General features: G+C 72.9%; 14 protein-coding genes, 1 tRNA gene and 1 other RNA gene. 4 read left to right on the top strand and 12 right to left on the bottom strand.

What is annotated here, in order from left to right:
- Positions 1-66 precede the first annotated feature (66 nt).
- From ACLJT4_RS06785 to ACLJT4_RS06775, 3 genes are all read left to right on the top strand, one after another.
- A tRNA-Pro gene (locus tag ACLJT4_RS06785) sits at positions 67-140 on the top strand.
- Between the two features lie 519 nt (positions 141-659).
- Positions 660-4,679, top strand: a complete 4,020-nt coding sequence (locus ACLJT4_RS06780; RefSeq protein WP_411121441.1) for an AAA family ATPase — start codon at positions 660-662, stop codon at positions 4,677-4,679.
- A gap of 270 nt (positions 4,680-4,949) precedes the next feature.
- On the top strand, positions 4,950-7,088 hold the full coding sequence (locus ACLJT4_RS06775) for a M3 family metallopeptidase (protein WP_411121440.1): 2,139 nt from the start codon (positions 4,950-4,952) through the stop codon (positions 7,086-7,088).
- Positions 7,089-7,168: 80 nt separating this feature from the next.
- Here the strand turns inward: ACLJT4_RS06775 and ACLJT4_RS06770 are convergent, their stop codons facing one another.
- Entirely contained in the window at positions 7,169-8,227 is a 1,059-nt protein-coding gene (locus ACLJT4_RS06770; RefSeq protein WP_411121439.1) for a hypothetical protein, read from the bottom strand.
- Positions 8,228-8,535: 308 nt separating this feature from the next.
- Positions 8,536-9,372, bottom strand: coding sequence for a class I SAM-dependent methyltransferase (locus ACLJT4_RS06765; protein ID WP_411121438.1), 837 nt, complete (start codon positions 9,370-9,372; stop codon positions 8,536-8,538).
- A gap of 165 nt (positions 9,373-9,537) precedes the next feature.
- Here ACLJT4_RS06765 and ACLJT4_RS06760 point away from each other — a divergent pair, with 165 nt between their 5' ends.
- Positions 9,538-11,376, top strand: a complete 1,839-nt coding sequence (locus tag ACLJT4_RS06760) for a S9 family peptidase (protein ID WP_411121693.1) — start codon at positions 9,538-9,540, stop codon at positions 11,374-11,376.
- A gap of 65 nt (positions 11,377-11,441) precedes the next feature.
- On the opposite strand, the gene ACLJT4_RS06755 is transcribed toward ACLJT4_RS06760, so the two are convergent.
- The 10 genes from ACLJT4_RS06755 to ffs all read right to left on the bottom strand — a co-directional run bounded on the left by ACLJT4_RS06755 (position 11,442) and on the right by ffs (position 22,861).
- A complete protein-coding gene (locus ACLJT4_RS06755; RefSeq protein ID WP_411121437.1) occupies positions 11,442-12,491 on the bottom strand; it encodes an SURF1 family protein in 1,050 nt (349 codons plus the stop codon).
- A 410-nt stretch (positions 12,492-12,901) separates the two neighbouring features.
- On the bottom strand, positions 12,902-14,074 hold the full coding sequence (locus ACLJT4_RS06750) for a hypothetical protein (protein ID WP_411121436.1): 1,173 nt from the start codon (positions 14,072-14,074) through the stop codon (positions 12,902-12,904).
- A 134-nt stretch (positions 14,075-14,208) separates the two neighbouring features.
- Positions 14,209-14,784, bottom strand: a complete 576-nt coding sequence (locus ACLJT4_RS06745) for a SigE family RNA polymerase sigma factor (RefSeq protein ID WP_016575566.1) — start codon at positions 14,782-14,784, stop codon at positions 14,209-14,211.
- Positions 14,785-15,641: 857 nt separating this feature from the next.
- Complete coding sequence (locus ACLJT4_RS06740) at positions 15,642-16,757, bottom strand: aspartate-semialdehyde dehydrogenase (RefSeq protein WP_411121435.1); 1,116 nt, start codon at positions 16,755-16,757, stop codon at positions 15,642-15,644.
- Positions 16,754-18,025, bottom strand: coding sequence for an aspartate kinase (locus ACLJT4_RS06735; protein ID WP_016573802.1), 1,272 nt, complete (start codon positions 18,023-18,025; stop codon positions 16,754-16,756). Before ACLJT4_RS06735 ends, ACLJT4_RS06740 begins: the two co-directional genes overlap by 4 nt.
- Positions 18,026-18,375: 350 nt before the next feature.
- Positions 18,376-19,038, bottom strand: coding sequence for a DUF5063 domain-containing protein (locus ACLJT4_RS06730; RefSeq protein ID WP_411121434.1), 663 nt, complete (start codon positions 19,036-19,038; stop codon positions 18,376-18,378).
- A complete protein-coding gene (gene recR / locus ACLJT4_RS06725) occupies positions 19,031-19,630 on the bottom strand; it encodes a recombination mediator RecR (RefSeq protein ID WP_006604196.1) in 600 nt (199 codons plus the stop codon). The genes ACLJT4_RS06730 and recR overlap by 8 nt, the downstream gene beginning before the upstream one ends.
- Positions 19,631-19,698: 68 nt before the next feature.
- Complete coding sequence (locus ACLJT4_RS06720) at positions 19,699-20,055, bottom strand: YbaB/EbfC family nucleoid-associated protein (protein ID WP_411121433.1); 357 nt, start codon at positions 20,053-20,055, stop codon at positions 19,699-19,701.
- A 242-nt stretch (positions 20,056-20,297) separates the two neighbouring features.
- On the bottom strand, positions 20,298-22,718 hold the full coding sequence (locus ACLJT4_RS06715) for a DNA polymerase III subunit gamma and tau (RefSeq protein WP_411121432.1): 2,421 nt from the start codon (positions 22,716-22,718) through the stop codon (positions 20,298-20,300).
- A gap of 44 nt (positions 22,719-22,762) precedes the next feature.
- Positions 22,763-22,861, bottom strand: an RNA gene (gene ffs, locus ACLJT4_RS06710) — signal recognition particle sRNA small type.
- Between the last annotated feature and the right edge of the window lie 92 nt (positions 22,862-22,953).

The following is a 22,953-nucleotide window of genomic DNA, read 5'->3' as shown; positions in this document are numbered from 1 at the left end:
TCCGTCGTCGACCGAAAGCGGATTTCACCTACGGGGATCAGTCCGCTAAAGTAGAGCTCGTTGCTTCGGGGTGTAGCGCAGCTTGGCAGCGCGCTTCGTTCGGGACGAAGAGGTCGTGGGTTCAAATCCCGCCACCCCGACTGAAGGAACACAGGTCAGGGGCCTGATCCGCGAGAGCGGGTCAGGCCCCTGATGCGTTTCCCGGGTGCTGAAGTTCCGTCACGCCGTCGGAGGCGGGGGTGGCTTGCCCGGGCCGGCCCGGTGGGTCCTGGTGCGGGCGGCCGCGTCGGACGCCGGTCTTCCGGCCCGCTGCGCACGGTGTCCGGCGGCGAGCGCGATCAGGGGGCGGTGAGCTCCGCGCCGTTCGGCACCGGTCCCTCCCCTCGTGGGGACCGGTGCCGAACGGCACAGGCGGCATCGATCCGCAGTCGGCGGATCGGGCGGCAGGGGACCGGGATCGCGCCTCAAGAGGTGTCGCTCCGAGGGCTGAACCGGTGGCATGTCCGGGTAGTACCCGATTGCTGCCCTGCCGCGTGGTGATCCTGCCAGCTGTGACTTCCGGGGAGGAGGTTCCGGCGTCGGTTGGACCCCTTCGTCGCAGGTCAGCCGGTTAAGGTGAGTTTTCCGGTCCGGATGTCCAGGTGCGGGGGAAGTAAGGGGTGGAGACCTTGAGTTCCGACTCAGGGGCACGCACGGCCTTCGCCGAACGTCTCGCGCTGCTCTACAAGGAGGCGGGCAACCCTCCCCTGAAGAAGGTGGCCGAGTCCGTCGTCCGGTTGCAGCGGGTCGACGAACGCGGGCGGCCGGTGCGGGTGTCCGTGCAGCGGATCAGCGACTGGCGGCGGGCCAAGAACGTCCCCGCGCAGTTCGCCGCGCTCGCCGCGGTGCTGCACGTCCTGATCCCGGAGGCCCGGCGGGCGCGACCCGCGCCGGTGTCCGCGGGACTGTACGACATGGCGCAGTGGCAGCGCCTGTGGGAGCGTGCGGTCGCCGGTCCGGTCGGTGACCGCACCGCGACGGCCGCGCAGGAGGAGGACCGTGCCCCGGCCGAGGCCGCCGCCGTCGCCGGCGTCTGCCCCTACCGGGGGTTGGCCTCCTACCGTCAGCAGGACGCCCGGTGGTTCTTCGGACGGGAGCGGAGCCTGGACGCCCTCGTCGCGCAGTTGCGGGCGGCGGAGAAGACGGGCGGGCTGGTGATGCTCGTGGGCGCTTCGGGGGCGGGGAAGTCCTCGTTGCTCAACGCCGGCCTGGTGCCCGCGTTGGAGAACGGCGCGCTGGGTGACGGAGCGGGCCGGGGGCGGCAGGTGCTGCAGTTGGTGCCGGGGGGTGATCCGCTGGCGGAGGTGACCCGGCGGATCCCCGAGCTGGTGCCGGTCCTGGCCGGCGCGGACGGGCCCGGCGCCGAGGATTCGGACCCGGCGCGGTTCGGCTCCGCGGTGCGGGCCGCGACCACGGCCTGGGCGGGGGGCGAGGCGTCCGCCGCCCGGCCGGTGGTGATCGTGGACCAGTTCGAGGAGGCGTTCACGCTCTGTTCCGACGAGGCGGCCCGACGTGCCTTCATCCGGCTGCTGCACGCCGCGTGCACGCCCACCGACGCCGACGGCCCCGCCCCGGCGCTGGTCATCCTCGGCATACGCGCCGACTTCTACGAGCAGTGCCTGGGCCATCCGGAGCTGGCCGACGCGCTGCAGCACCGGCACATGGTGCTCGGCCCGCTGACCACGGCGGAGCTGCGCGAGGCGGTGATCCGTCCGGCCAAGGCCGTCGGCCTGGAACTCGAACCGGGCCTGGCGGAGCTGATCGTCCGGGAGGTGAGCATCGACGGCCCCGGCGGGGCGCACGACGCGGGGGTGCTGCCGCTGCTCTCGCACGCCCTGCTCGCCACCTGGCAGCGGCGGTCCGCGGGGCGGTTGACGCTGGCCGGCTACCGTGCCGCGGGCGGCATCCAGGGTGCGGTGGCGGCGACCGCCGAGCGGGCCTGGACCGGTCTCGACCCGACCGCGCGCACCGCTGCGCGCCTGCTCCTGCTGCGGCTGGTCCGGCTGGGCGAGGACACCCAGGCCACGCGGCGGCGGGGGACCCGGCGCCAGCTGGCGGACGAGTCGACGGACCCCGACAAGACGGAGGAGTCGCTCGAAGCGCTGGTGCACGCCCGTTTGGTGACGCTCGACGCGGAGGCCGTGGAGATCACCCACGAGGCGCTGCTGCACGCCTGGCCGCGGCTGCGCGACTGGATCGACGAGGACCGCAACGGCAATCTGCTGCGCCAGCGGCTGGAGGAGGACGGTCGGGCCTGGGAGGGCTCGGACCGCGACGCGTCGCTGCTCTACCGGGGTTCCCGGCTGGAGCAGGCCCGCACCTGGGCGCAATCCGCCGGCGACACCTTGCTCACCCGCAGTGCGGTGGAGTTCCTGGCCGCTTCGGTGCGGCTGCGCCGACGCGTGGTCTGGCTCAGTCGCGGTGCGGTGGCGGCCCTGGTCGTCATGGCGATGGTGGCCGTCGGCGCGGCGGTCGTCGCGTGGCGGCAGCGCGACGACACCGTCTTCGAGCAGGTGTTGGCGCAGGCCGACCGCGCGCAGTACACGGATCCGTCCCTCTCCGCGCAACTGGACCTGGTGGCGCACGGGCTGCGGCCCGACGACGAGGGCACGAACAACCGGCTGGTCTCGATCGTGAACGCGCCGTTGGCCACGCCGCTGCTGGGCCACACCGGCGCCGTGTACCTGACGTCGTTCAGCCCGAACGGCCGGCTGCTGGCCACCGCCAGCTACGACCGGACCGTCCGGCTGTGGGACGTGTCGGACCGGACCCGCCCCAAACCGCTGGGCGCGCCGCTGACCGGTCATTCCAGCTGGGTGAGCGCCGCCGTCTTCAGTCCGGACGGGCAGACCCTCGCCAGCGCCTCGGACGACGGCACGATCCGGCTGTGGGACGTGCGGGACCCCCGCCACCCGGAGCCGATCGGCGCGCCGATCGCCGGCCACGACGGCACGGTCTACCTGGTCGCGTTCAGCCCGGACGGCCGCACGCTGGCCGCGGCCACCGAGCAGCGCACCGTGCGCCTGTGGGACGTCGGCGACCGGCAGCGCCCGCGGGCGCTCGCCTCGTTGACCGGCCCGACCGCCGCGGTGCGCTCCGTGGCGTTCAGCCCCGACGGGCGGACGCTGGCGGCGGGCGGCGACGACAACGCGATCCGGCTGTGGGACGTGGCCGACCGGCGGCGTCCGACGCCGATCGACACGGTGCTGACCGGCCACTCGGCCACGGTGCACTCCGTGGCGTTCAGTCCCGACGGCCGCACGCTGGCCAGCGGCAGCGCCGACGACACCGTCCGGCTGTGGGACGTGGCCGATCCGCAGCACCCGGAGCCGCTCGGCGCGCCGCTGACCGGCCACACGGGCCCGATGTGGTCCGTGGCGTTCAGCCCCGACGGCAGCATGCTCGCCGCCGGCAGCGCGGACAGTTCGGCGAGCCTGTGGAACGTCAGCGATCCGGCGTTCCCGTCGCAGGTCGGGGAGCCCTTGGCAGGCAGCAGCGGGGAGATGTACGCCGTGGGCTTCAGCCCCGACGGGCGGACCCTCGCGACCGGCAGCGGTGACAGCAAGGTGCGGCTGTGGTCGATTCCGACGTCCAGCATGGTCGGTCGGATCGGTGCGTTCCGCCCGGACGGGAAGGTGCTGGCCACGGCCGCCCGGGACCAGAAGGTGCGGCTGTGGAGCGTGGCGTCGCCCAAGCGGCCCGTGGAACTGGGCGAGCCCTTCCGGTCCGGGAAGGGGGGCAACGTCTACGCGGTGGCGTTCTCCCCCGACGGCCGCACCCTGGCGGTGCGGACGGGCAACCCCAGCCCGGCGGTCCAGTTGTGGAACGTCGCCGACCCGTCCCGGCCGGTGCCGCACGGGCCGCCCCTCACGCTGCCGATCCGGTTCGCGGGCCCGGACACGGTCGCGTTCAGCCCCGACGGGCGCACGTTGGCCACCGCCTACGACGACTTCACCGTCCAGTTGTGGAGCATCGCGGACCCGGCGCACCCGCGTCGCCTCGGGGGGCTCCTCACCGGTCACCAGGGGTACGTCAACTCCCTCGTCTTCAGTCCGGACGGCCGCACGCTGGCCAGCGGCAGCGCCGACGACACGATCCGGCTGTGGAACACCACCGACCCGGCGCACGCCACCGGGCTCGGCGCGCCGCTGCGCGGGCACCTGGGTCCCGTCAACGCGCTGGCGTTCAGCCCGGACGGCCGCACGCTGGCCAGCGGCAGCGACGACGACACCGTTCGTCTGTGGAACACCGCCGATCCGCGTGCGGCGACGCGGCTGGGCCCGCCGCTGACCGGTCACACCGAGGCGGTGGTGTCGTTGACGTTCAGCAAGGACGGCCACACGTTGGCGAGCGGCGGCAACGACAACACCGTCCGGTTCTGGAACGTCGCGGTCCCGTCCCGGGCCGCCGCCATCGGCCAGGCGACCAGCCCGAACGCCAAGACCGGCAACTTCTTGTCGTTCAGTCCGACGAGCCATCTGCTCGGCGTGTCCAGTGGTGCCGGCACCGTGCGGCTGTGGGACCTGGACACCGACGGGGCGATCCGCCGCATCTGCGCCACGACCAGGGGTGTTCTGACGCCGGAGAAGTGGCACGAGTATCTGCCGCACCTGTCGTACGCGCCGCCGTGCGGCGGGTAGGCGGCGCGCGGGACACGGCCGGAAGGCGTGAAACCGGTCACAACTCCGCCAGGCAATTCGGCAGTTGACTCCCGTCACAGGGGCAGCCTTGCTAGGCTGGGTCGTAGCCCGATCGCTGGTGCATCCCCCGTCGCCAGCGATCGGGCGTTTTCATGCCGTCGGGCGGCCGGTGCGGCCCCTACGGGCGGTGGTGGGGACGCCATGATCAGGCGTCATAGGGCGGGTAAAGCGCCGCGCCGCGGGCCGGTGGCGCGCGTAGGGTCGGACTCCGTGACTTCTGCGAAGAGCACCGAGACGAGTCCCAGTTCCCCGACGGCGGCGGAGGCGAACGCGCGATCCGCGTCCGCTCCGGCCGCGGCAGGACGGCACGCGGACGACGCGGCGTCGAACCCCTTCTTCACGGCGAGCGAACTCCCCTACGGGCTACCGCCCTTCGCCCGCATCCGGCACGAGCACTTCCGGCCCGCCTTCGAGCGGGGCGTCGACGAGCAACTCGCCGAAGTGGCCGCCATCGGGGCGAGCCCCGACCCGCCGACGTTCGAGAACACCGTGGTGGCGCTGGAGCGCAGCGGTGCGGTGCTGCGGCGGGTGTCCGCGGTGTTCTTCAACAAGGCGAACGCCGACGCCGACCGGGCCACCCAGGAGCTGGAGGCGGAGATCGTGCCGCGGCTGGCCGCCCACGAGGACGCGCTACTGCTCGATCCGGCCCTCTTCGCCCGTTTGGCGGCGCTCCACGACGGCCGGGACGGGCTCGGGCTGGACGAGGAGCAGGCGCGCCTGTTGGCGCGGCACCATGGCGCGCGGGTGCGGGCCGGGGCCCGGTTGGCGCCCGCGCAGCAGCAGCGGCTGCGGGAGCTGAACGCGCGACTCGCGACCCTGTGCACGGAGTTCCAGCAGAACCTGCGGGCCGACACCGCGGCGGCCGCGCTGGTGGTGGACCGCGCCGAGGAGCTGGCCGGGCTGCCCGCCGACGAGATCGCCGCGGCCGCCGAGAACGCCCGGGCCCTCGGGCACGACGGCGCCTTCGTGTTGAGCCTGTTGAACTTCACCAACCAGCCGCAGCTCGCCGCCCTGGAGGACGCCGCGCTGCGGGAGCGGCTGCTGGCCGCCTCCATGGGGCGCGGCGGCGCCGCCAACGCGGCCGTCGCGGTGACCGTGGCCCGGCTGCGGGCCGAGCGCGCGGCCCTGCTCGGCCATCCCCACCACGCTTCCTGGCAGGTCGCGGACCAGACCGCGGGCACGGCCGGCGCCGTGGAGGAGATGTTCGACAAGCTGATCGGCCCGGCGGTGGCCCATGCCGAGCGGGAGGGCGCGGCGTTGGCGGCGGCCGCCGGCGTGCCGGAAGTCGGCGCCGCCGACTGGCAGTTCTTCGCCGAGCGGGTGCGCAGGCAGCGGTTCGACCTCGATGCGGCCGCGCTGCGCCCCTATCTGGAGCTGGAGGCGGTCCTGCGGGACGGCGTCTTCCACGCCGCCACCCTGGTGTACGGGATCACCTTCACCGAGCGCCCCGATCTGGTCGCGTACCACCCGGACGCCCGGGTCTTCGAGGTGCACGACGTCGACGGCGGCCCGCTCGGCCTGTACGTCGGCGACTTCCACGCCCGGGAGTCCAAGCGCGGCGGCGCCTGGATGAACGAACTGGTCACGCAGTCGCACCTGTTGGGGCAGCGGCCCGTGGTGGTCAACAACCTGAACATCGCCAAACCGGCGGCGGGCGAGCCGGTGCTGCTGAACTGGCACGAGGTCACCACCCTCTTCCACGAGTTCGGGCACGCGCTGCACGGCTTGTTCTCCGACGTGCGCTACCCGTTGCTGGCGGGCACCGAAGTGCCGCGGGACTTCGTCGAGTTCCCGTCGCAGGTGAACGAGATGTGGGCGGAGTGGCCCGAGGTGCTGACCCGGTACGCCCGGCACCACCGCACCGGGGAGCCGATGCCGCCCGAACTGCCGGCCAGGCTGCGGGAGGCGGAACGGTTCGGCGAGGGCTTCGACAGCGTCGAGCACCTGTCCGCCGCCGTCCTGGACTGGGCCTGGCACACCCTGCCGGCCGCGGAACTGCCCGACGCGGCCGGCGTGGCGGCGTTCGAGACCGCCGTGCTGGCGCGGCACGGGCTGGCCCATCCGGCGATCCCGCCGCGCTACCGCACGGGGTACTTCGCGCACGTCTTCGGCGGTGGCTACGCGGCCGGCTACTACGGGTACCGGTGGGCGGAGGTCCTGGACGCGGACACCGTGCGCTGGTTCCGCGAGAACGGCCGGACGGTCCGCGAGAGCGGCGAGGTGTTCCGGCGCGAGTTGCTCAGCCGCGGCAACAGCGTCGACCCGATGGCGGCGTTCCGGGCGGTGGTCGGCCACGAACCGGACTTCGGGCCGCTGTTGGCGCGGCGCGGTGCGACCGCCACGCCGTGAGCGAGGGGCGTCGGGGCCCGCACCCGCGGCCTCCGACGCCCGCTCCCGCCCCCGCCGCCGGCCCGTCGACTCCGGGTCGGCTACTGCGGGCCGTCGGCCGCCGCCCGCCAGGTGACCGGCTGTGCACCGTCGCCGCTGCCCTGGAAGGTCAACGAGGCCGGCGGGTCGCCCTTCGGCAGCATGTGGACGGTGCACTCGGTCACCGTGGCGCCCGGCTTGAGCATCTTGTGGGGCACCGCCTCCGGGCAGTGGGGGACGCCGGGACCGCCGATGTCCAAGAAGATCATCTTCCGCGCCTGCTGACCGCTGACGCCGGTCAGCGTCAGGCTGTCGTTGAGGCTGGGGAGCAGGTCCTGGGTGCCCGTGTTCCGGTACACCACCGTCACGAAGTACGGGACGAGCTTCTTCTGGTCCGCGTCCAGGTCGTAGCGGCTCAGATCGGCCGGGGAACCCGGGCGGACGCTCTTCGGGGTGGCCAGGACGGTGGCCGTGCGGCGGTCGCTGTCCGTGGTGACCGCGTCGGCCGGCCGGTGCGCGGGCAGCACCCCGTGCGCGCCCTGGAGCGCGCCGCCGATCTGCCACAGCAGGGTGTCGCCGCCGTCGTCCTTGTAGGAGACGTTGCCCGGCTTCAGCCCCTTGGGGAGCATGAAGATCTGGCAGACCGCCGAGGTCTCACCGGCGGCGAGCGTGGCCTTCCCGGCTTCCTGGCACTCCGGCGGCAGCCCGTTGCCGGTGGCCAGCGGGTCGTTGCGGAACAACGACAGTTGCTCGCCGGCCTTGCCGTCCACTCCGGTGAGGGAGAAGTTCCGCTCCGGGTACACCTGACTGAGCGCGTCCTTGCCGGTGTTGGTGTAGGACACGGTGAGGTAGTACGGGACCATCCCCTTGAGGTCGTCGTCCAACCGGATGTGCGCGAGGTCCGAGGGGTGCCCCCGGGCCAGCCGGGTCGGCTTGAGGCGCAGCGGGCGCGCCGTGTGGTCCGTGCCGGTCCAGGTGGCGGCGCGGGCCGCGGACACCATCGGCAGCGGCTCGGCGGGCGTCACGCGCTCGGCGGACGCCCCCGGGCCCGGCTTGGCGGCCGGTCCGCCGCACCCCACGGCCATCAGCGCCAGCACGCTCGCGCCCGCGGCACCAGCCATCCGTCTGCGTACGCGCACGGACAAAACCCCCGTTGCAGTGTTGGTTGCCGAGCCCACCGGCGCCGCCCGCGTCCTCGCGGACCGGCGCCGGGCTCGAAGTGGTCGCTCCCCGCCGTCCCTTGGGGCCGCCGACCACGACCGGTCCCCTCAAGGCCGGAGGGCCGAAGGCCGGTCCCCGGGGCGGCCGACCGAAACCGACCGGGCCGTCCGCCACAGTAACCGGCCGGCGACGCGCCGGCCCCGGCGGGCTCCGCGGCCCAACGGGGCCGTCGATGCCCCGTCAGGCCGGCGCCTTCAGGCCACCGGCTTCAGGCCACCGGCTTCGTCGCCTTCAGGGAGTACATCAGCGGAATGCGGGGCCGGTCCTCCGGGAACCGGTAGAAGCCGTCCTCGCCCCGTCGCAGCACGCCGAACCGCTGGAACAGCGTCATGTCGTGCTCGTGCAGGAACGCGATCCGCAACCCGGCCGCCGCCACCGCGCTGACCACCTCCCCCAGGGAGTGCTGCCATTCGACGCTCCTGTTGTGGACCGTCCGCGCCCCGAAGTCCGTGTAACTGCCGGACGTTTCCTCGTCCCACGCCTCACGCCGGAAGTAGTCGAAGGCGACGCGCGAACCGGTCTCCTCGTCCAGCACGTCGCCCAGCGGGTGGAATTCGGCGAGGTAGAGGAAACCGCCCGGCGCCACCAACGACGCCGCGGTCTCGGCCCAACCCACCAGGTCAGGCAGCCAATTCACCGCACCGATCCCGGTGTAGACGATGTCGTACGCCGGGTCGGGCACCGCCTCGGCCGCGTCGTAGACGTCGGCGGCGACGAACGCCGCGCGGTCCGGGCCGTAGCCGAGTTCGGCGGCGAGGTCGCGGGCCGTCTCGATGGCGGGTTCGGAGAAGTCCAGGCCGACGACCCGGGCCGCGCCGCGGTGCGCCCACGACAGCGTGTCCTGGCCGAAGTGGCATTGCAGGTGCAGCAGGCTCCGCCCCGTGACGTCGCCGACCTCCGCGGCCTCGAAGTCGCGAATCACGTCCCGGGTCCGCAGGAACGCGCCCTGGTCGTAGTAGTCGCTCGCGGTGTGCAGGCCGACGCGCTCGTCCCACCTCGCACGATTCACCTCGCGCCAGTCGTCGGGTCCCTCCTCGTCTCGCATAGGGCGAAGTTATCCACAGCCCGCCGGCCTCGCCAGCGGAAATTCCACCGCCGGGCGCAGAATGGCCCCATGACTGACGAGACCACAGGCCCCGGCCGCACCCCCGCCGATCCGCACCCCGCCCACCCCCGTTCCGCCGACACCGCGGCGGGCACGACCGCCGGCATGCCGGACTGGGAGCAGCGTTTCCGCGCCCCGCGGATCGGACTGCCGGAGTGGGCGGAGCACGCCCCGGACCGCTCCCTGTTCGTCTCGAACGCCACCGGCACCTTCGAGCTGTACGCCTGGGACCGCGCGAGCGGCACCCAACGGCAGGCCACCGACCGCCCGCACGGCACGACGGACGGCACGCTCTCGCCGGACGGCCAATGGATCTGGTGGTTCTCCGACACCGACGGCGACGAATTCGGCATCTGGATGCGCCAACCCTTCACGGGCGGCCCGGACGAGCCGGCCGCGCCGGGACTCGACCCCTCCTATCCGGGCGGACTGGCCATCGACCGGGACGGCACGGCGGTCATCGGCCGCTCGACGGACGAGGACGGCTCCACCCTCCACGTCGTCCGGCCCGGACAGCCGCCGGTGGAGATCTACCGGCACCGCGAGTCGGCGGGCGTCGGCGACCTCTCCCACGACGGTTCGCTGATCGCCATCGAGCACACCGAGCACGGCGACGCCATGCACTCCGCCATCCGCGTCGTCCGCACCGACGGCTCCACCGTCGCCGAACTGGACGACACCCACGGCGGCAGCGAGGAACTGGGCCTGTCGGTGATGGGCTTCGCCCCGGTGGACGGCGACAGCCGGCTCCTCGTCGGGCACCAGCGGCGCGGCCGTTGGGAACCGATGATCTGGGACCCGCTGACGGGCGTGGAGACCGCCCTGGACATCGACCTGCCCGGCGACGTGGGAGCGGACTGGTACCCCGACGGCTCGGCGCTCCTGATCGAGCACGAGTACCAGGCCCGCAGCGAGCTCTGGCGCTACGACCTGACCACCGCCGACGCCACCGGCAGCGCCCTGAGCCGCGTCGACACCCCCGCCGGCACGGTCTCCGGCGCCACCGCCCGGCCCGACGGGACCGTGGAGTTCCTGTGGTCCTCCGCCGCCCAGCCGCCGGAGGTGCGGTCGACCGACGGCACGGTGGTCCTGGACCCGCCCGGGATGAAGGCCCCCGGATCGGTCCCGGTGACGGACGTCTGGGTGGACGGACCCGGCGGCCGCATCCACGCGCTGATCCAGCAGCCCCCCGGCCCGGGCCCCTTCCCCACCCTCTTCGACGTCCACGGCGGCCCGACGTGGCACGACAGCGACGCCTTCGCCTCATCCCCGGCGGCCTGGGTGGACCACGGCTTCGCGGTCGTCCGCGTCAACTACCGCGGCTCCACCGGCTACGGCCGGGCCTGGACGGACGCGCTCAAGCACCGCGTCGGACTGATCGAACTGGAGGACATCGCCGCCGTGCGCGCGTGGGCGGTCTCCTCCGGCCTCGCGGACCCGGAGCGACTGGTGCTGGCCGGCGGCTCCTGGGGCGGCTACCTGACCCTGCTGGGCCTGGGCACCCAGCCGGACGCCTGGGCACTGGGCCTGGCCGCCGTCCCCGTCGCGGACTACGTCACGGCGTACCACGACGAGATGGAAGCCCTGAAGGCCATGGACCGCACCCTCCTGGGCGGAACCCCCGAAGAGGTCCCCGACCGCTTCGAGGCGTCCTCCCCCCTGACGTACGTCGACGCCGTGCAGGCCCCCGTCTACATCTCCGCCGGCGTCAACGACCCCCGCTGCCCGATCCGTCAGGTCGAGAACTACGTCCAACGCCTCGAAGGGCGCGACCACCCGCACGAGGTCTACCGCTACGACGCAGGCCACGGCTCCCTCGTCGTCGAGGAACGCATCAAGCAGGTCCGACTCGAACTCGACTTCGCCCGCCGCCACCTGGACGCCCAGCCGCCGCGGACCACGGAGGAGGAGAACAAGAAGAAGACAACGACGAAGACCGAGTAGCGGTGGTGGGGGGGGGAGGCCGGGGTGGGTGGGCGGGGGGGGGAGGCCCCCAGGGGAACAGTCCCCTACTTGCCCGCCGGGACTTCGTCCCCGGCGTCCCCGGCCGGGACGCCCCCGCCCCCGTCACCGCCCGTGTTCTCCTTCGCGCCAACTGCCGCCCCGGACGCCGCTGCGTCCTTCGCCGCGTCCGCCGGTCCGTCCGCCGGTCCGTCCGTCGCCGTGTCCGTCGCTGCGTCCGTCGCCGGGCCGGCCCCCGCGTTCGCTGCCCCGGTGCTCGGCCCGTTCGTCGCCCCGGTGCTCGCCCCGTTCGTCGCCCCGTCCGCTTCCTCCGGGAGGATGCCCAGGGCGGCGTCCTTGGCTGCTTCCGCCTCGCGGCGGACCAGTCGGAACCACATGAAGACGACGAAGCCCGCGAAGACGAACCATTCGCCGGTGTAGCCGAGGTTCTGGAACGCCTTCATGTCCAGGCCGCTGCCCTCCGCCGCGGCCGGCGGCACGGCGTGCAGCGGGGCCGGCGGGTCGGCGAGGGTGATCCAGGCGTCGTAGACGCCGTACGGCACGAGGTTGACCAGCGACGCCGCGCTGATCATGCCGAGCTGTCCCTTGGGCAGGCCGCCGCCGGCCTGCACGCCGGACGTCCCCTGGTTCTCGGACGCCTGGAGCGCACCGGTGACCGTGACCTCGCCCGCGGGCGGTGCGGGCACCTTCGCCGTGTCGGCCTTGGCGTTCGCGTCACCGGGGAGCCAGCCGCGGACGACCGGGAGGGCCTTGCCGTCGTCCGTGCGGAGCAGCGTCAGGACGTAGAAGCCCTGCTGGTCACCGTGCTTGCTCTGCAGGGTGCGGTCCGGGACCAGGAGTTGGTGCGCGGTGTCGTAGCGGCCGCGGGCGCTGGCCTGCCGGCCGGAGGTGATCTGGTCGACGGGCAGCAGGCTCTGCAGCGGTCGGGGAGCCGCGGTCTTGGCGTCAGCGGACCGGTCCTCCTGCTGCTGTTGCGAGGCGACCCGGGCGTCGAAGCGGCTCAACTGCCAGCTGCCCATGAAGATGCAGAAGGGGATCGCCAGTACGGCGAAGACGTTGATTCCCCACCACCGCGGGGTCAGCAGGAACCGGTACACCCCACCAACGGTACGGGGCCCGCGCCGCACGGCCGCACCGCCCCCTCCCCTCCCGCCGCCGGACCCGCGCGACCCGGGCCGTGCGCCCTCGTCGGCGCCCACGGCAGCAGACCGCTCCCGACTCGCTCCCGACGAGGTGCCCGCACTCACCGCGCCACCGCCCGGACCACCACCCGGACCACCACGCGGACCATCACGCGAACGGCCCGGCGCACCGGCCGGCACACCGACCACGACGCCGTGCACGAAGCCCTGGCGCCGCCCCATCACGGCAGGGATCGGCCACCACACAGATCGGCCACCACACAGTCCGGCCACGACAGCGGCCGGCCACGACACAGCCCAGCCACGGCAGCGACCGGCCACGGCCCGGTGCGGCCACTACCTGGTCCGACTACGACCTGGTCCGACTACGACGTCGCCAGTGGTGCCGTGCGGTACACCGTGCCGGCGCACGCGTCCGCGATCTTGACGTCGGCCGCGACGGGCTCGCCGGCCTCCGGGGTGTGGGTCAGGAGCACGCCGCCGCCCGCCGCGCCGCCGTCCCCGGTGCCGGTGTCTCCGCCGGCTTGGCCTTCCGTGCCGCCGCCGCTCGTCGCCGCGGCGGCCGGTGACTCTCCGGGCGCCTTGGACGGATCGGGCGTCGGCGACGGCCCCGGGCTGACACATCCGGTCGGCCCGCCGCCGGCGGCCGGGATCCAGGCGAACTTGACCTCGTACGCCTGCCCCGGCTTCAACACCAACTGGTCGGGGGTGGTCGCCGGATCCGGCAGCCCGGGGGCGTCGTCGCCCGAGGTGTGGTCGACGACGTGGACCTTGTCCGCCTTGGTGGAGCCCTGTGGGGTGAGGTCCACCGTTCCGCCGCCCTGCACGGAGCAAGCGGAAGCGGAGGTGTTCACCACCCGGAACGCGCCGTAGACCCGTCCTGAGGAGTCGGCCGGGCCGACCGTGCCCGTGCCCTTGCCGAGTTGCTCGCGTCCGCAGACCGGCGAGGTGACGTCCATGGTCGCGTCGGGAGCGGGCGTGCCGACCCCGGCGCCGGCTCCCGCGCCGGGCATCGCGGTGCCCTTGCCCGCCGTGTCCGGCGGGTGGTCCGTGCCGGGCTTGCCGCCGCCTCCGCCGCTCGGGCGGGTGCTGGCCCGCTCGGTGCCCTCGCCGTATCCGCCGCTGGTGTCCTGCTCGGCGGTGCGGCTGCTCGCGGCGTTCGCCGGCCGGTCTCCGGGGGCGTCGCCGAAGCTCGCCACGTGGACCATCGCCGGGATCGCCGTGCCGCCGAGCAGCAGCGCCGCGGCCGCGCCGACCACGGCGTGCCGGCGTCGTTGGCGGCGGGCCGGAACGGCACGTCGCAGGTGCTCCAGTGCGTCCGGTGCGGGTTCCAGATCGGCGACGCGGGACTGCAGCAGGCGCCGCAGTTCGTCCTCGCCGCCGAAGCCGGAACGCGTCCCAGGGTCGGTTCCGAATCCAGAAGTGGAACGGGAACCGGACCTGGAAGCGGAATCAGCGGCTGGCGCCTCGCTGGCCCGGGAAGCCGGACCGCTGCCCGCACTCGCCTCGAAGTCGTCGTGCCGGCCGTCCTGATGCACCTCGCCGGCCCCTGGAACGGTTTCTCGTCCCCAGCCGCCGCGGGTCTCTCGGGGTTCCCAGGGCTCCCGGGCGTCCCGCCCCTCCCGGGGGTCCCCGTCGTGCCCGGTGTTTCCCCGGCTGGATCCTGCCGCACTCACGCCGGAGCCTCCATGGCGACGCGAAGCGCCGCGATGCCCCGCGAACCGTACGCCTTGACCGAGCCGAGCGATATTCCCAGCGTCTCCGCGACCTGGGCCTCCGTCATGTCGGCGAAGTACCGGAGCACCAGCACTTCCCGTTGACGGCGCTGCAGCCCGCGCATCGCCTTGATCAGCTCGTCCCGCTCCAGCAGGTCGTAGGCGCCTTCCTCGGCGCTCGCCATGTCGGGCATCGGCTTGGAGAGCAGCTTCAGCCCGAGGATCCGGCGGCGCAGCGCGGAGCGCGAGAGGTTGACGACCGTCTGCCGCAGGTAGGCCAGGGTCTTCTCGGGGTCGCGCACGCGGCCGCGGGCGGAGTGCACGCGGATGAAGGCTTCCTGTACGACGTCCTCACAGGAGGCGGTGTCGTCGAGCAGCAGCGCCGCCAGTCCGAGGAGGGAGCGGTAGTGCGCGCGGTAGGTCTCGGTGAGGTGGTCGACTGTGGTGCCGGCTGCCATCGCGTCGTCAGTGTCCCCACGCTGCGTCGACAACTGCGCGGGGCGCGCGGCGGACCAGGGGGCGATCACCGGCATGCCCCCGGAAGCCCGTGGGCGCTGCGGGCGCACTGCTGCGCCGGCTGCTCCCGCCGGGGCGATGGTGAATCCGAGTACCTCTGCCACGCCTGTTGGACACGCTTCCCCCCAAAAGGGTTGTACGCGCAAGGCACCGCTTGTGGCGATGCGTCAAATGCCCTCATGCGCACCAGCTCTTTCCAAACACCCCAATTGCCCTGATACGACCACCCTGACGCGATCGTCCCGCCACCCCAGGGCTCCAGGAGTGGCCCGCGAACACCACGGGCACCCCCGAGGGATGACCCGGTAAGACGCCACCCACCGGCCGCCGGTTGCACCATCGCGGGAAGCGAATGATCGAACAGAACATCAGCCCAGATCAAGTGAATCGGACGAGCACCCCACACACGAAATCTTCACACGTCCCACAAAGTATGTCGCAGGCGGCCGGCACCTCGCAGCCACTCCCGCCAACTACCGCACCCACAAGCGAATCCGCAGGTCACAGCGCCACCAGCAAATCGCCATCAAAGCGACAACCAGCAAAAATCAACTGGAGCCCAGGGGCCGGAAATCGAGAAAGGGAGGCGGCTAATGGGAATGCGATCCCCTCGCCCCAAAGGGCCGGCACCCGAGCCCCGGCAACCGCCGGGCGAAATCCGCAATGCACCAACCGAGAACCCAACGGCCAAACAATCCGAACGAATCGAGCGAACCAACCGAACCGGGCAAGTCGAACCGATGAAACAGATCACACGGACCGAGCAGACGAAGGACCCCGTGGACCCCGAGGAGAGCCAGGAGACCGAACGCCCCGAAGCCCCCGGAGCATCAGCCGCCCCCTGAGAGCCGACCGCCCCGCCACACCCGCGGCCCTATCGCCGCATCTCCCCCGCCACCAGTTCCCCGATCTGCGCCGCGTTCAACGCCGCGCCCTTGCGCAGGTTGTCGCCGCACACGAAGAGTTCCAGGGCCCGCGGATCGTCCAACGACCGCCGTACCCGCCCCACCCACGTGGGATCGGTCCCCGCCACGTCCGACGGGGTCGGGTACTCGCCCTCCGCCGGGTCGTCGCAGAGCACGACGCCGGGTGCGGCCGCCAGGATCTCGTGCGCGCCGGCGACCGTGACCTCGTTCTCGAAGCGCGCATGCACGGCCATCGAGTGTCCGGTGAGCACCGGAACCTGCACGCAGGTCGCGGTGACCGGCAGTTCGGGCAGCCCCAGCACCTTGCGGGACTCCTCACGGATCGCCAGCTCCTCCGAGGACCAGCCGTCCGCCTGGAGCGATCCGGCCCACGGCACGACGTTGAGGGCGAGCGGCGCCTGGAACGGCCCGAGGGTGTCGCCGACCGCCCGTCGCACGTCGCCCGGCGCGGCGCCCAGTTCGGTGCCGGCCACCGCCGAGAGCTGCGCCCGCAAGGTGTCGGTGCCGGCCCGCCCGGCCGCCGACGCGGCCTGGTACGAGGAGACGACCACGTCGCTGAGTCCGTACTCGGCGTGCAGCGCGCCGAGTACGACGATCATCGACAGGGTGGTGCAGTGCGGGTTGGCGATGATGCCGCGCGGACGGATCCGCGCCGCGCACCCGTTGACCTCGGGCACGACGAGCGGCACGTCCGGGTCAGCCAGGAACGCGCCCGAATTGTCCACCACGACCGCGCCCTTGGACACCGCGACCGGCGCCCAGTGGGCGGCCACCTCGGGCGGCACGTCGAAGACCGCGACGTCGACGCCGTCGAAGGCTTCCTCACTCGCCGCGACGACCTCGACCTCCTCGCCCCGCACGGTCAGCTTGCGGCCGGCCGAGCGGGGTGAGGCGATCAGCCGGATCTCACCCCAGATGTCGGCCCGCTCGGAGAGGATGCCCAGCAGGACGCGGCCGACGGCACCGGTGGCACCGACGACCGCGAGGTGCGGCTTGGCAGCCGGGCGGGCCCCCGCCCCCGCCGAATCGGCGAGGGACGGGCGGCCTGCCTCGGCCGGAATCATCGCCCGGTGCCGCCGTAGACGACTGCTTCGTCGGTCTCGCTGTCGAGGCCGAAGGCGCTGTGCACCGCCTGGACGGCCTCGTTGACGTCATCGGCGCGGGTGACGACCGAGATGCGGATCTCGGAGGTCGAGATGAGCTCGATGTTCACGCCCGCGTTCGACAGCGCCTCGAAGAACGTCGCGGTGACGCCGGGGTTGGTCTTCATGCCCGCGCCGACCAGCGAGATCTTGGCGATCTGGTCGTCGTAGCGGAGCGAGTCGAAGCCGACCGCGGCCCGGGTCTTCTCCAGCGCGGCGACGGCCTTGCGGCCCTCGGCCTTCGGCAGCGTGAAGGAGATGTCCGTCAGACCGGTGGAGGCCGCCGACACGTTCTGGACGACCATGTCGATGTTGACCTCGGAGTCGGCGATGGCACGGAAGATCCGTGCGGCCTCGCCCGGCTTGTCCGGGACCCCGACGACCGTGACCTTCGCCTCGGAGGTGTCGTGTGCGACGCCCGAGATGATCGCCTGTTCCATCGGCCTGTCCCCTTGCGGTTCGTTGCTGACCCACGTGCCCTGCAGCCCCGAGAAGGAGGAGCGGACGTGGATCGGGATGTTGTAACGGCGTGCGTACTCGACGCAGCGGTGCAGCAGCACCTTGGAGCCGGAGCTGGCCAGCTCCAGCATGTCCTCGAAGGAGATCCACTCGATCTTCCGGGCCTTCTTCACGACCCGCGGGTCGGCGGTGAAAACGCCGTCGACGTCGGTGTAGATCTCGCAGACATCGGCGTTCAGGGCGGCGGCGAGCGCCACCGCGGTGGTGTCCGAACCACCGCGCCCGAGCGTCGTGATGTCCTTCTTGTCCTGGGACACGCCCTGGAATCCGGCGACGATGGCGATGTTGCCCTCGTCGAGGGACGCCTTGATGCGGCCCGGCGTGACGTCGATGATCCGTGCCTTGTTGTGCACGGAGTCAGTGATCACACCGGCCTGGCTACCGGTGAAGGACTGCGCCTCATGGCCGAGGTTTTTGATCGCCATCGCCAACAGGGCCATGGAGATCCGCTCTCCGGCGGTCAGCAGCATGTCGAACTCGCGCCCCGACGGGATCGGGGACACTTCCTGCGCGAGATCGATCAGCTCGTCCGTCGTGTCGCCCATCGCCGAGACCACGACGACAACCTGGTTGCCGTTCTTCTTGGCCTCGACGATTCGCTTGGCAACGCGCTTGATGCCCTCGGCATCCGCAACGGATGAGCCGCCGTACTTCTGCACGACAAGGCCCACGTGCGCTCCTCGCAACTGTCTCTGCGGGAGGGGGTCCCTCCCGGACCCCCGGAAATGGGGGTACTGCGGTCGGCTCAGTCTAACGAGCGGGCGGAATACGCCCCGCTACTACCACATCGTGAGACACAAAACCCACGCTTCGATCAACCTGCCCACCACGGTTTCGCCCTTGCAGACGTGCGGTGAACGTGTCGAACGCGGTCGGTGAACGCCGTGTCCCTCGCCGGTCCAGCGCGGTGCTCCGTCGCACCTGCTCGGCGTGCGCCTGCCCGCTTCCACACCGGGCACACGGAAAGGTAAGCCAGGTCACACCGCCGCGACGCGCCGGCGCCCGGCGGCGCGGGGCGCCGTCAGACCCGGCGCAGCCCCAGCGGGCCGGCGATCTCGGCGGCCATGACCTTGCCCGCCTCCTCGGCGAGCCGGTCCTCGTCCCCGTCGGCGCCGCTGTCGGTGTCCAGGCCGTCGAGGGCGTCCAGCGGCTGGTCGAGGCGGACGTGGGCGACCAGCGACTGCAGCGCCCGGAGGGCGGCCGAGGCGGTCGGGCCCCAGTTGGAGAGGTAGGAGAACTGCCACCACCACAGGGCCTCGGTGACGCGGCCGGCCCGGTAGTGCGCCAGCCCGTGCCGCAGGTCGGTGATGACGTCCGCGAGGTCGTCGGAGATCCGGCAGGCCACCGGCTCGGTGCGCGGCACGTACGGGTCGAAGACCTCGGAGTACACGTCCACCGGGTCGAGCAGCACCGCGAACCGCTCGCGCAGCTCGTCCACGTCCGGTTCCGGACCGGTGTCCGGTTCGTACCGCTCGTCCGGGACGATGTCCTCGTGGGCGCCCAGCCGACCGCCGGTGAGCAGCAGCTGGGAGATCTCCAGCAGGAGGAAGGGCACCGCGCTGTCCGGCTCGTCGCCCTTGGCGACCTCGGTCACCGCGACGATGAAGCTCTCGATCGAGTCGGAGATCGAAACGGCGAAGTCGTCAGGGTTCTGTGTCGTGTCGTGCAGCGTGGCGTCAGACATCGAGAAGTCTCCTCCCTTCGAAGGCCCGCCCGAGCGTGACCTCGTCGGCATACTCCAGATCGCCTCCGACCGGCAGTCCACTGGCCAGTCGCGTCACTCTGAGGCCCATCGGCTTGATCATGCGGGCCAGGTACGTGGCCGTCGCCTCGCCCTCCAGATTCGGGTCGGTGGCCAGGATCAGCTCGGTGACCGTGCCGTCCGCGAGCCTGGCCAGGAGTTCCCGTATCCGCAGGTCGTCGGGGCCGACGCCCTCGATCGGACTGATCGCTCCACCGAGGACGTGGTAGCGGCCGCGGAACTCCCTCGTCCGCTCGATCGCCACGACGTCCTTGGGCTCCTCCACGACGCAGATGACCGCCGGATCGCGCCGCGGGTCCAGGCAGACCCGGCACTGCTCCTCCTGTGCGACGTTGCCGCACACGCTGCAGAACCGGACCTTGGCCTTGACCTCCATCAGTGCGTTCGCGAGCCGGCGGACATCGGTCGGCTCGGCCTGAAGGATGTGGAAGGCGATCCGCTGCGCGCTCTTGGGACCGACGCCGGGCAGCCTGCCCAACTCGTCGATCAGATCCTGAACCACGCCTTCGTACACGGAACGTCTTCTCTCTCTTCTGCCGTGCTGCGCACGTTAGTTGGCTCCGTACGCTAGTTGGCTACTCCTCAGAAGGGGAGGCCGGGGATGCCGCCGCCTCCGCCGCCCAGCGCCTGGGCGAGCGGGCCGAGCTTCTGCTGCTGGAGCCTCTGCGCCGTGGCGTTGGCGTCGCGGACCGCGGCGAGGACGAGGTCGGCGAGGGTCTCGGCGGTCTCCTCCGCGGAGTCGGTGTCGATCGCCTTCGGGTCGATCACCAGCCCCTTGAGCTCACCGGAACCCGTCACGGTCGCCTTGACCAGGCCACCCCCCGCGGAACCCTCCACGGGCGTCTCCGCCAGCTCCTGCTGGGCGGCCGCGAGATCCTGCTGCATCTTCTGGGCCTGCTGGAGCAGCTGCTGCATATTGGGCTGACCACCGGGGATCACGACATGACTCCTGCCGTACGACAACGTTTGGTGCGGTAGCCCGAGCCTACGTGTTTCCCGCGCCCGGCGCCCTACGCCGCAGGGAGGAGCACTGATGTGCGCCGTACGCCCCTGGGACGGGCCGGCGAGCGCCCGGGCGCACGGCGCGGGCGCGCACCGCGTCCGCGCCGTGACGTTCCGCCACCGACCCGGCGTCCGCCGCCGGTCCGCGCGGACACCGCCGCGCGTCCGCCACCGCGCGCTCAGTCGTTGTCGAACTCGTCCAGGACGGTCGCGCCCAGCTCGCGCACGATCAACTCGTGTCCGCTCAGCGCGGAGTCGACGAGGTCCGGGTCGTCCTCCGCCGGCATGTCGTACTCGATGGACATCGGGGGCTCGGGCGCATACGCGGGCTCCGCCGCCGGGCCGCCCTGGCCGCCGGTGCCCGGTGCGGCGGACACCGCCTCGCGCGCCGTCCGGGCACCCTGCCCGCCGCCGCCACCGGCCCCGCCGCCGCCCGCCCCGTAGGAGTCGGGGGCTGCCGGGGCACTCTGCCGGGCCGGGGCCTGCGCCGGGGGCTGCGGTGCGCCGCCCCCGCCGCCGAAGCCGCCCCCGCCGCCGCGGGCACCGCCGGCCGGGGGGTTGGCGCCGCCGGACGGGTCGACGATCGCCTCGACCCGCCACTGCACCTGGAAGTTCTCGGCGAGCACGTCCTTGAGGACGTCCTCGCTGCCGCCGTTGGCGAAGCTGTCCCGGGCCCCGGCGTTGGGGAAGCCGATCTGCAACGTGGTGCCGTCGAAGCCGGAGACCTGGGCGTTCTGGCTCAGCAGGATCCAGGTGAAACGCCGGCGGCCCTTGACCGCGTCCAGGATCTGCGGCCAGAGCTGCCGCACCTGGGCCGCACCGCCGGACAGCGCCCCGCCGCCGGCCGCCGGCTGCGCGGGCCCCGCGGGAGCGGGAGCCGGGGCGGGCGCGCCGCCGGGTGCGCCGGCGGTCGGCGCGGGCGCACCCGCGCCGGCCCCGGACCCCGCCGGTCCGGCCGCCGCCGGTCCGCCCTGTCCCGGCGTCGCGGCCGACGGCCAGCTGCCGGGCTGCCGCGCGCCCTGTCCCGGGCCCGCCGCCGCACCGGTGCCGGCGCCACGGGTGCTGCCGGGCCACGCTCCGGGCCGCGCCGCGCCGCCCTGCGGAGCCGCCGCCGGCCCGGCCCCCTGGCCGCCCGGCGCACTGCTCCGGATCTCACCGGCGTCCGCAACGGGCCCGGGGGCCGCGGGTGCCGCGGGGCCGGCGGCGGCCGCGGGGGTCTCGCCCGAGGCCGGTCCGCCCGTCGTCCCCCGCACCGCGGCCCGCGCCGCCGCCGGGCCGGACGGTCCGGCGGCCGGCATCGGCGGATGGGCCTCCGGGCCCGGCGCGTAGCCCACCGAGGGCCCGCCGGACTCCAGCACCGCCCCACCGGGGCCGACGCCACCGACGCCGCCTGCGGTCCCCAGCCCGCCGCCGCCCAACGCCGCGGCCGCCGCCCCGGCGCCGATCCCGCGCTCCAGGCGGTCCAGCCGTGCCTGCACCGACCGTTCGTCGTCGTACGCCGCCGGCAGCAGGACCCGGGCGCAGATCAGCTCCAGCTGGAGCCGCGGGGACGTCGCCCCGCGCATCTCCGTCAGCCCGGCATTGACCAGGTCGGCGGCGCGGCTCAGCTCGGCCGCCCCGAACACGGACGCCTGCGCCGTCATCCGCTCCACGACGTCGGCCGGGGCGTCGATCAGTCCCTTCTCCCCGGCGTCCGGCACCGCCGCCAGGATCACCAGGTCCCGCAGCCGCTCCAGCAGGTCGGCCACGAACCGCCGCGGGTCGTTCCCGCCCTCGATGACCCGGTCGACGACCTCGAAGGCCGCCGCCCCGTCACCGGCCGCGAACGCCTCCACGACGGAGTCCAGCAACGATCCGTCGGTGTACCCCAGCAGCGACGTCGCCATGGCGTATGTCACACCGTCCTCGCCGGCGCCGGCGAGCAGCTGGTCCATCACGGACATCGAGTCCCGCACCGAACCGGCACCGGCCCGCACCACCAGCGGCAGCACGCCGTCCTCGACCGGGATCGCCTCCCGCCCGCACACCTCCGCGAGGTACTCCCGCAGCGTCCCGGGCGGCACCAGCCGGAACGGATAGTGGTGCGTACGCGACCGGATCGTCCCGATGACCTTCTCGGGCTCGGTCGTGGCGAAGATGAACTTCAGGTGCTCCGGCGGCTCCTCGACGACCTTCAGCAGGGCGTTGAACCCCGCCGAGGTCACCATGTGCGCCTCGTCGATGATGTAGATCTTGTACCGGCTGCTGGCCGGCCCGAAGAACGCCTTCTCCCGCAGCTCGCGCGCGTCGTCGACGCCACCGTGCGACGCCGCGTCGATCTCGATCACGTCGATCGAGCCGCGGCCGTTGCGCGCCAGGTCCACGCAGGAGTTGCAGGTCCCGCACGGCGTGGGAGTGGGACCTTCCTCACAGTTCAAACAGCGCGCCAGGATCCGCGCGCTCGTCGTCTTGCCGCAGCCGCGCGGCCCGCTGAACAGGTACGCGTGGTTGACCCGGTTGTTCCGCAACGCCTGCTGCAGCGGGTCGGTCACGTGCTCTTGCCCGATGACCTCGGCGAAGGTCTCGGGGCGGTAGCGGCGGTACAGCGCAAGGGACGACACGCATACGACGATATCGGGCCCCGCTGACAACCGGCCCGTCCCCAAACGCAAGCGCCCCCCACGCACCCGCCAGAGCCGACCTACCCTTGCTGCCTTCCGGCCCTGGGGGAGTTCAGTCAGATAGCGCCACGTGAGGGGCTGCGCCCCACATTAGCGGATCCCCACCCCAAGAAACGACCCGACCCCTCACCGGGCCTTCCTCCCGACCTCCTCGTGCCCCCTCCCCCGGATCGTG

The organism is Streptomyces sp. x-19, assembly GCF_046549115.1.
Lineage (GTDB): Bacteria > Actinomycetota > Actinomycetes > Streptomycetales > Streptomycetaceae > Streptomyces > Streptomyces albulus_C.
Note: the sequence above shows the minus strand (reverse complement) of the source record. Positions and strands in the feature narration are given on the sequence as shown.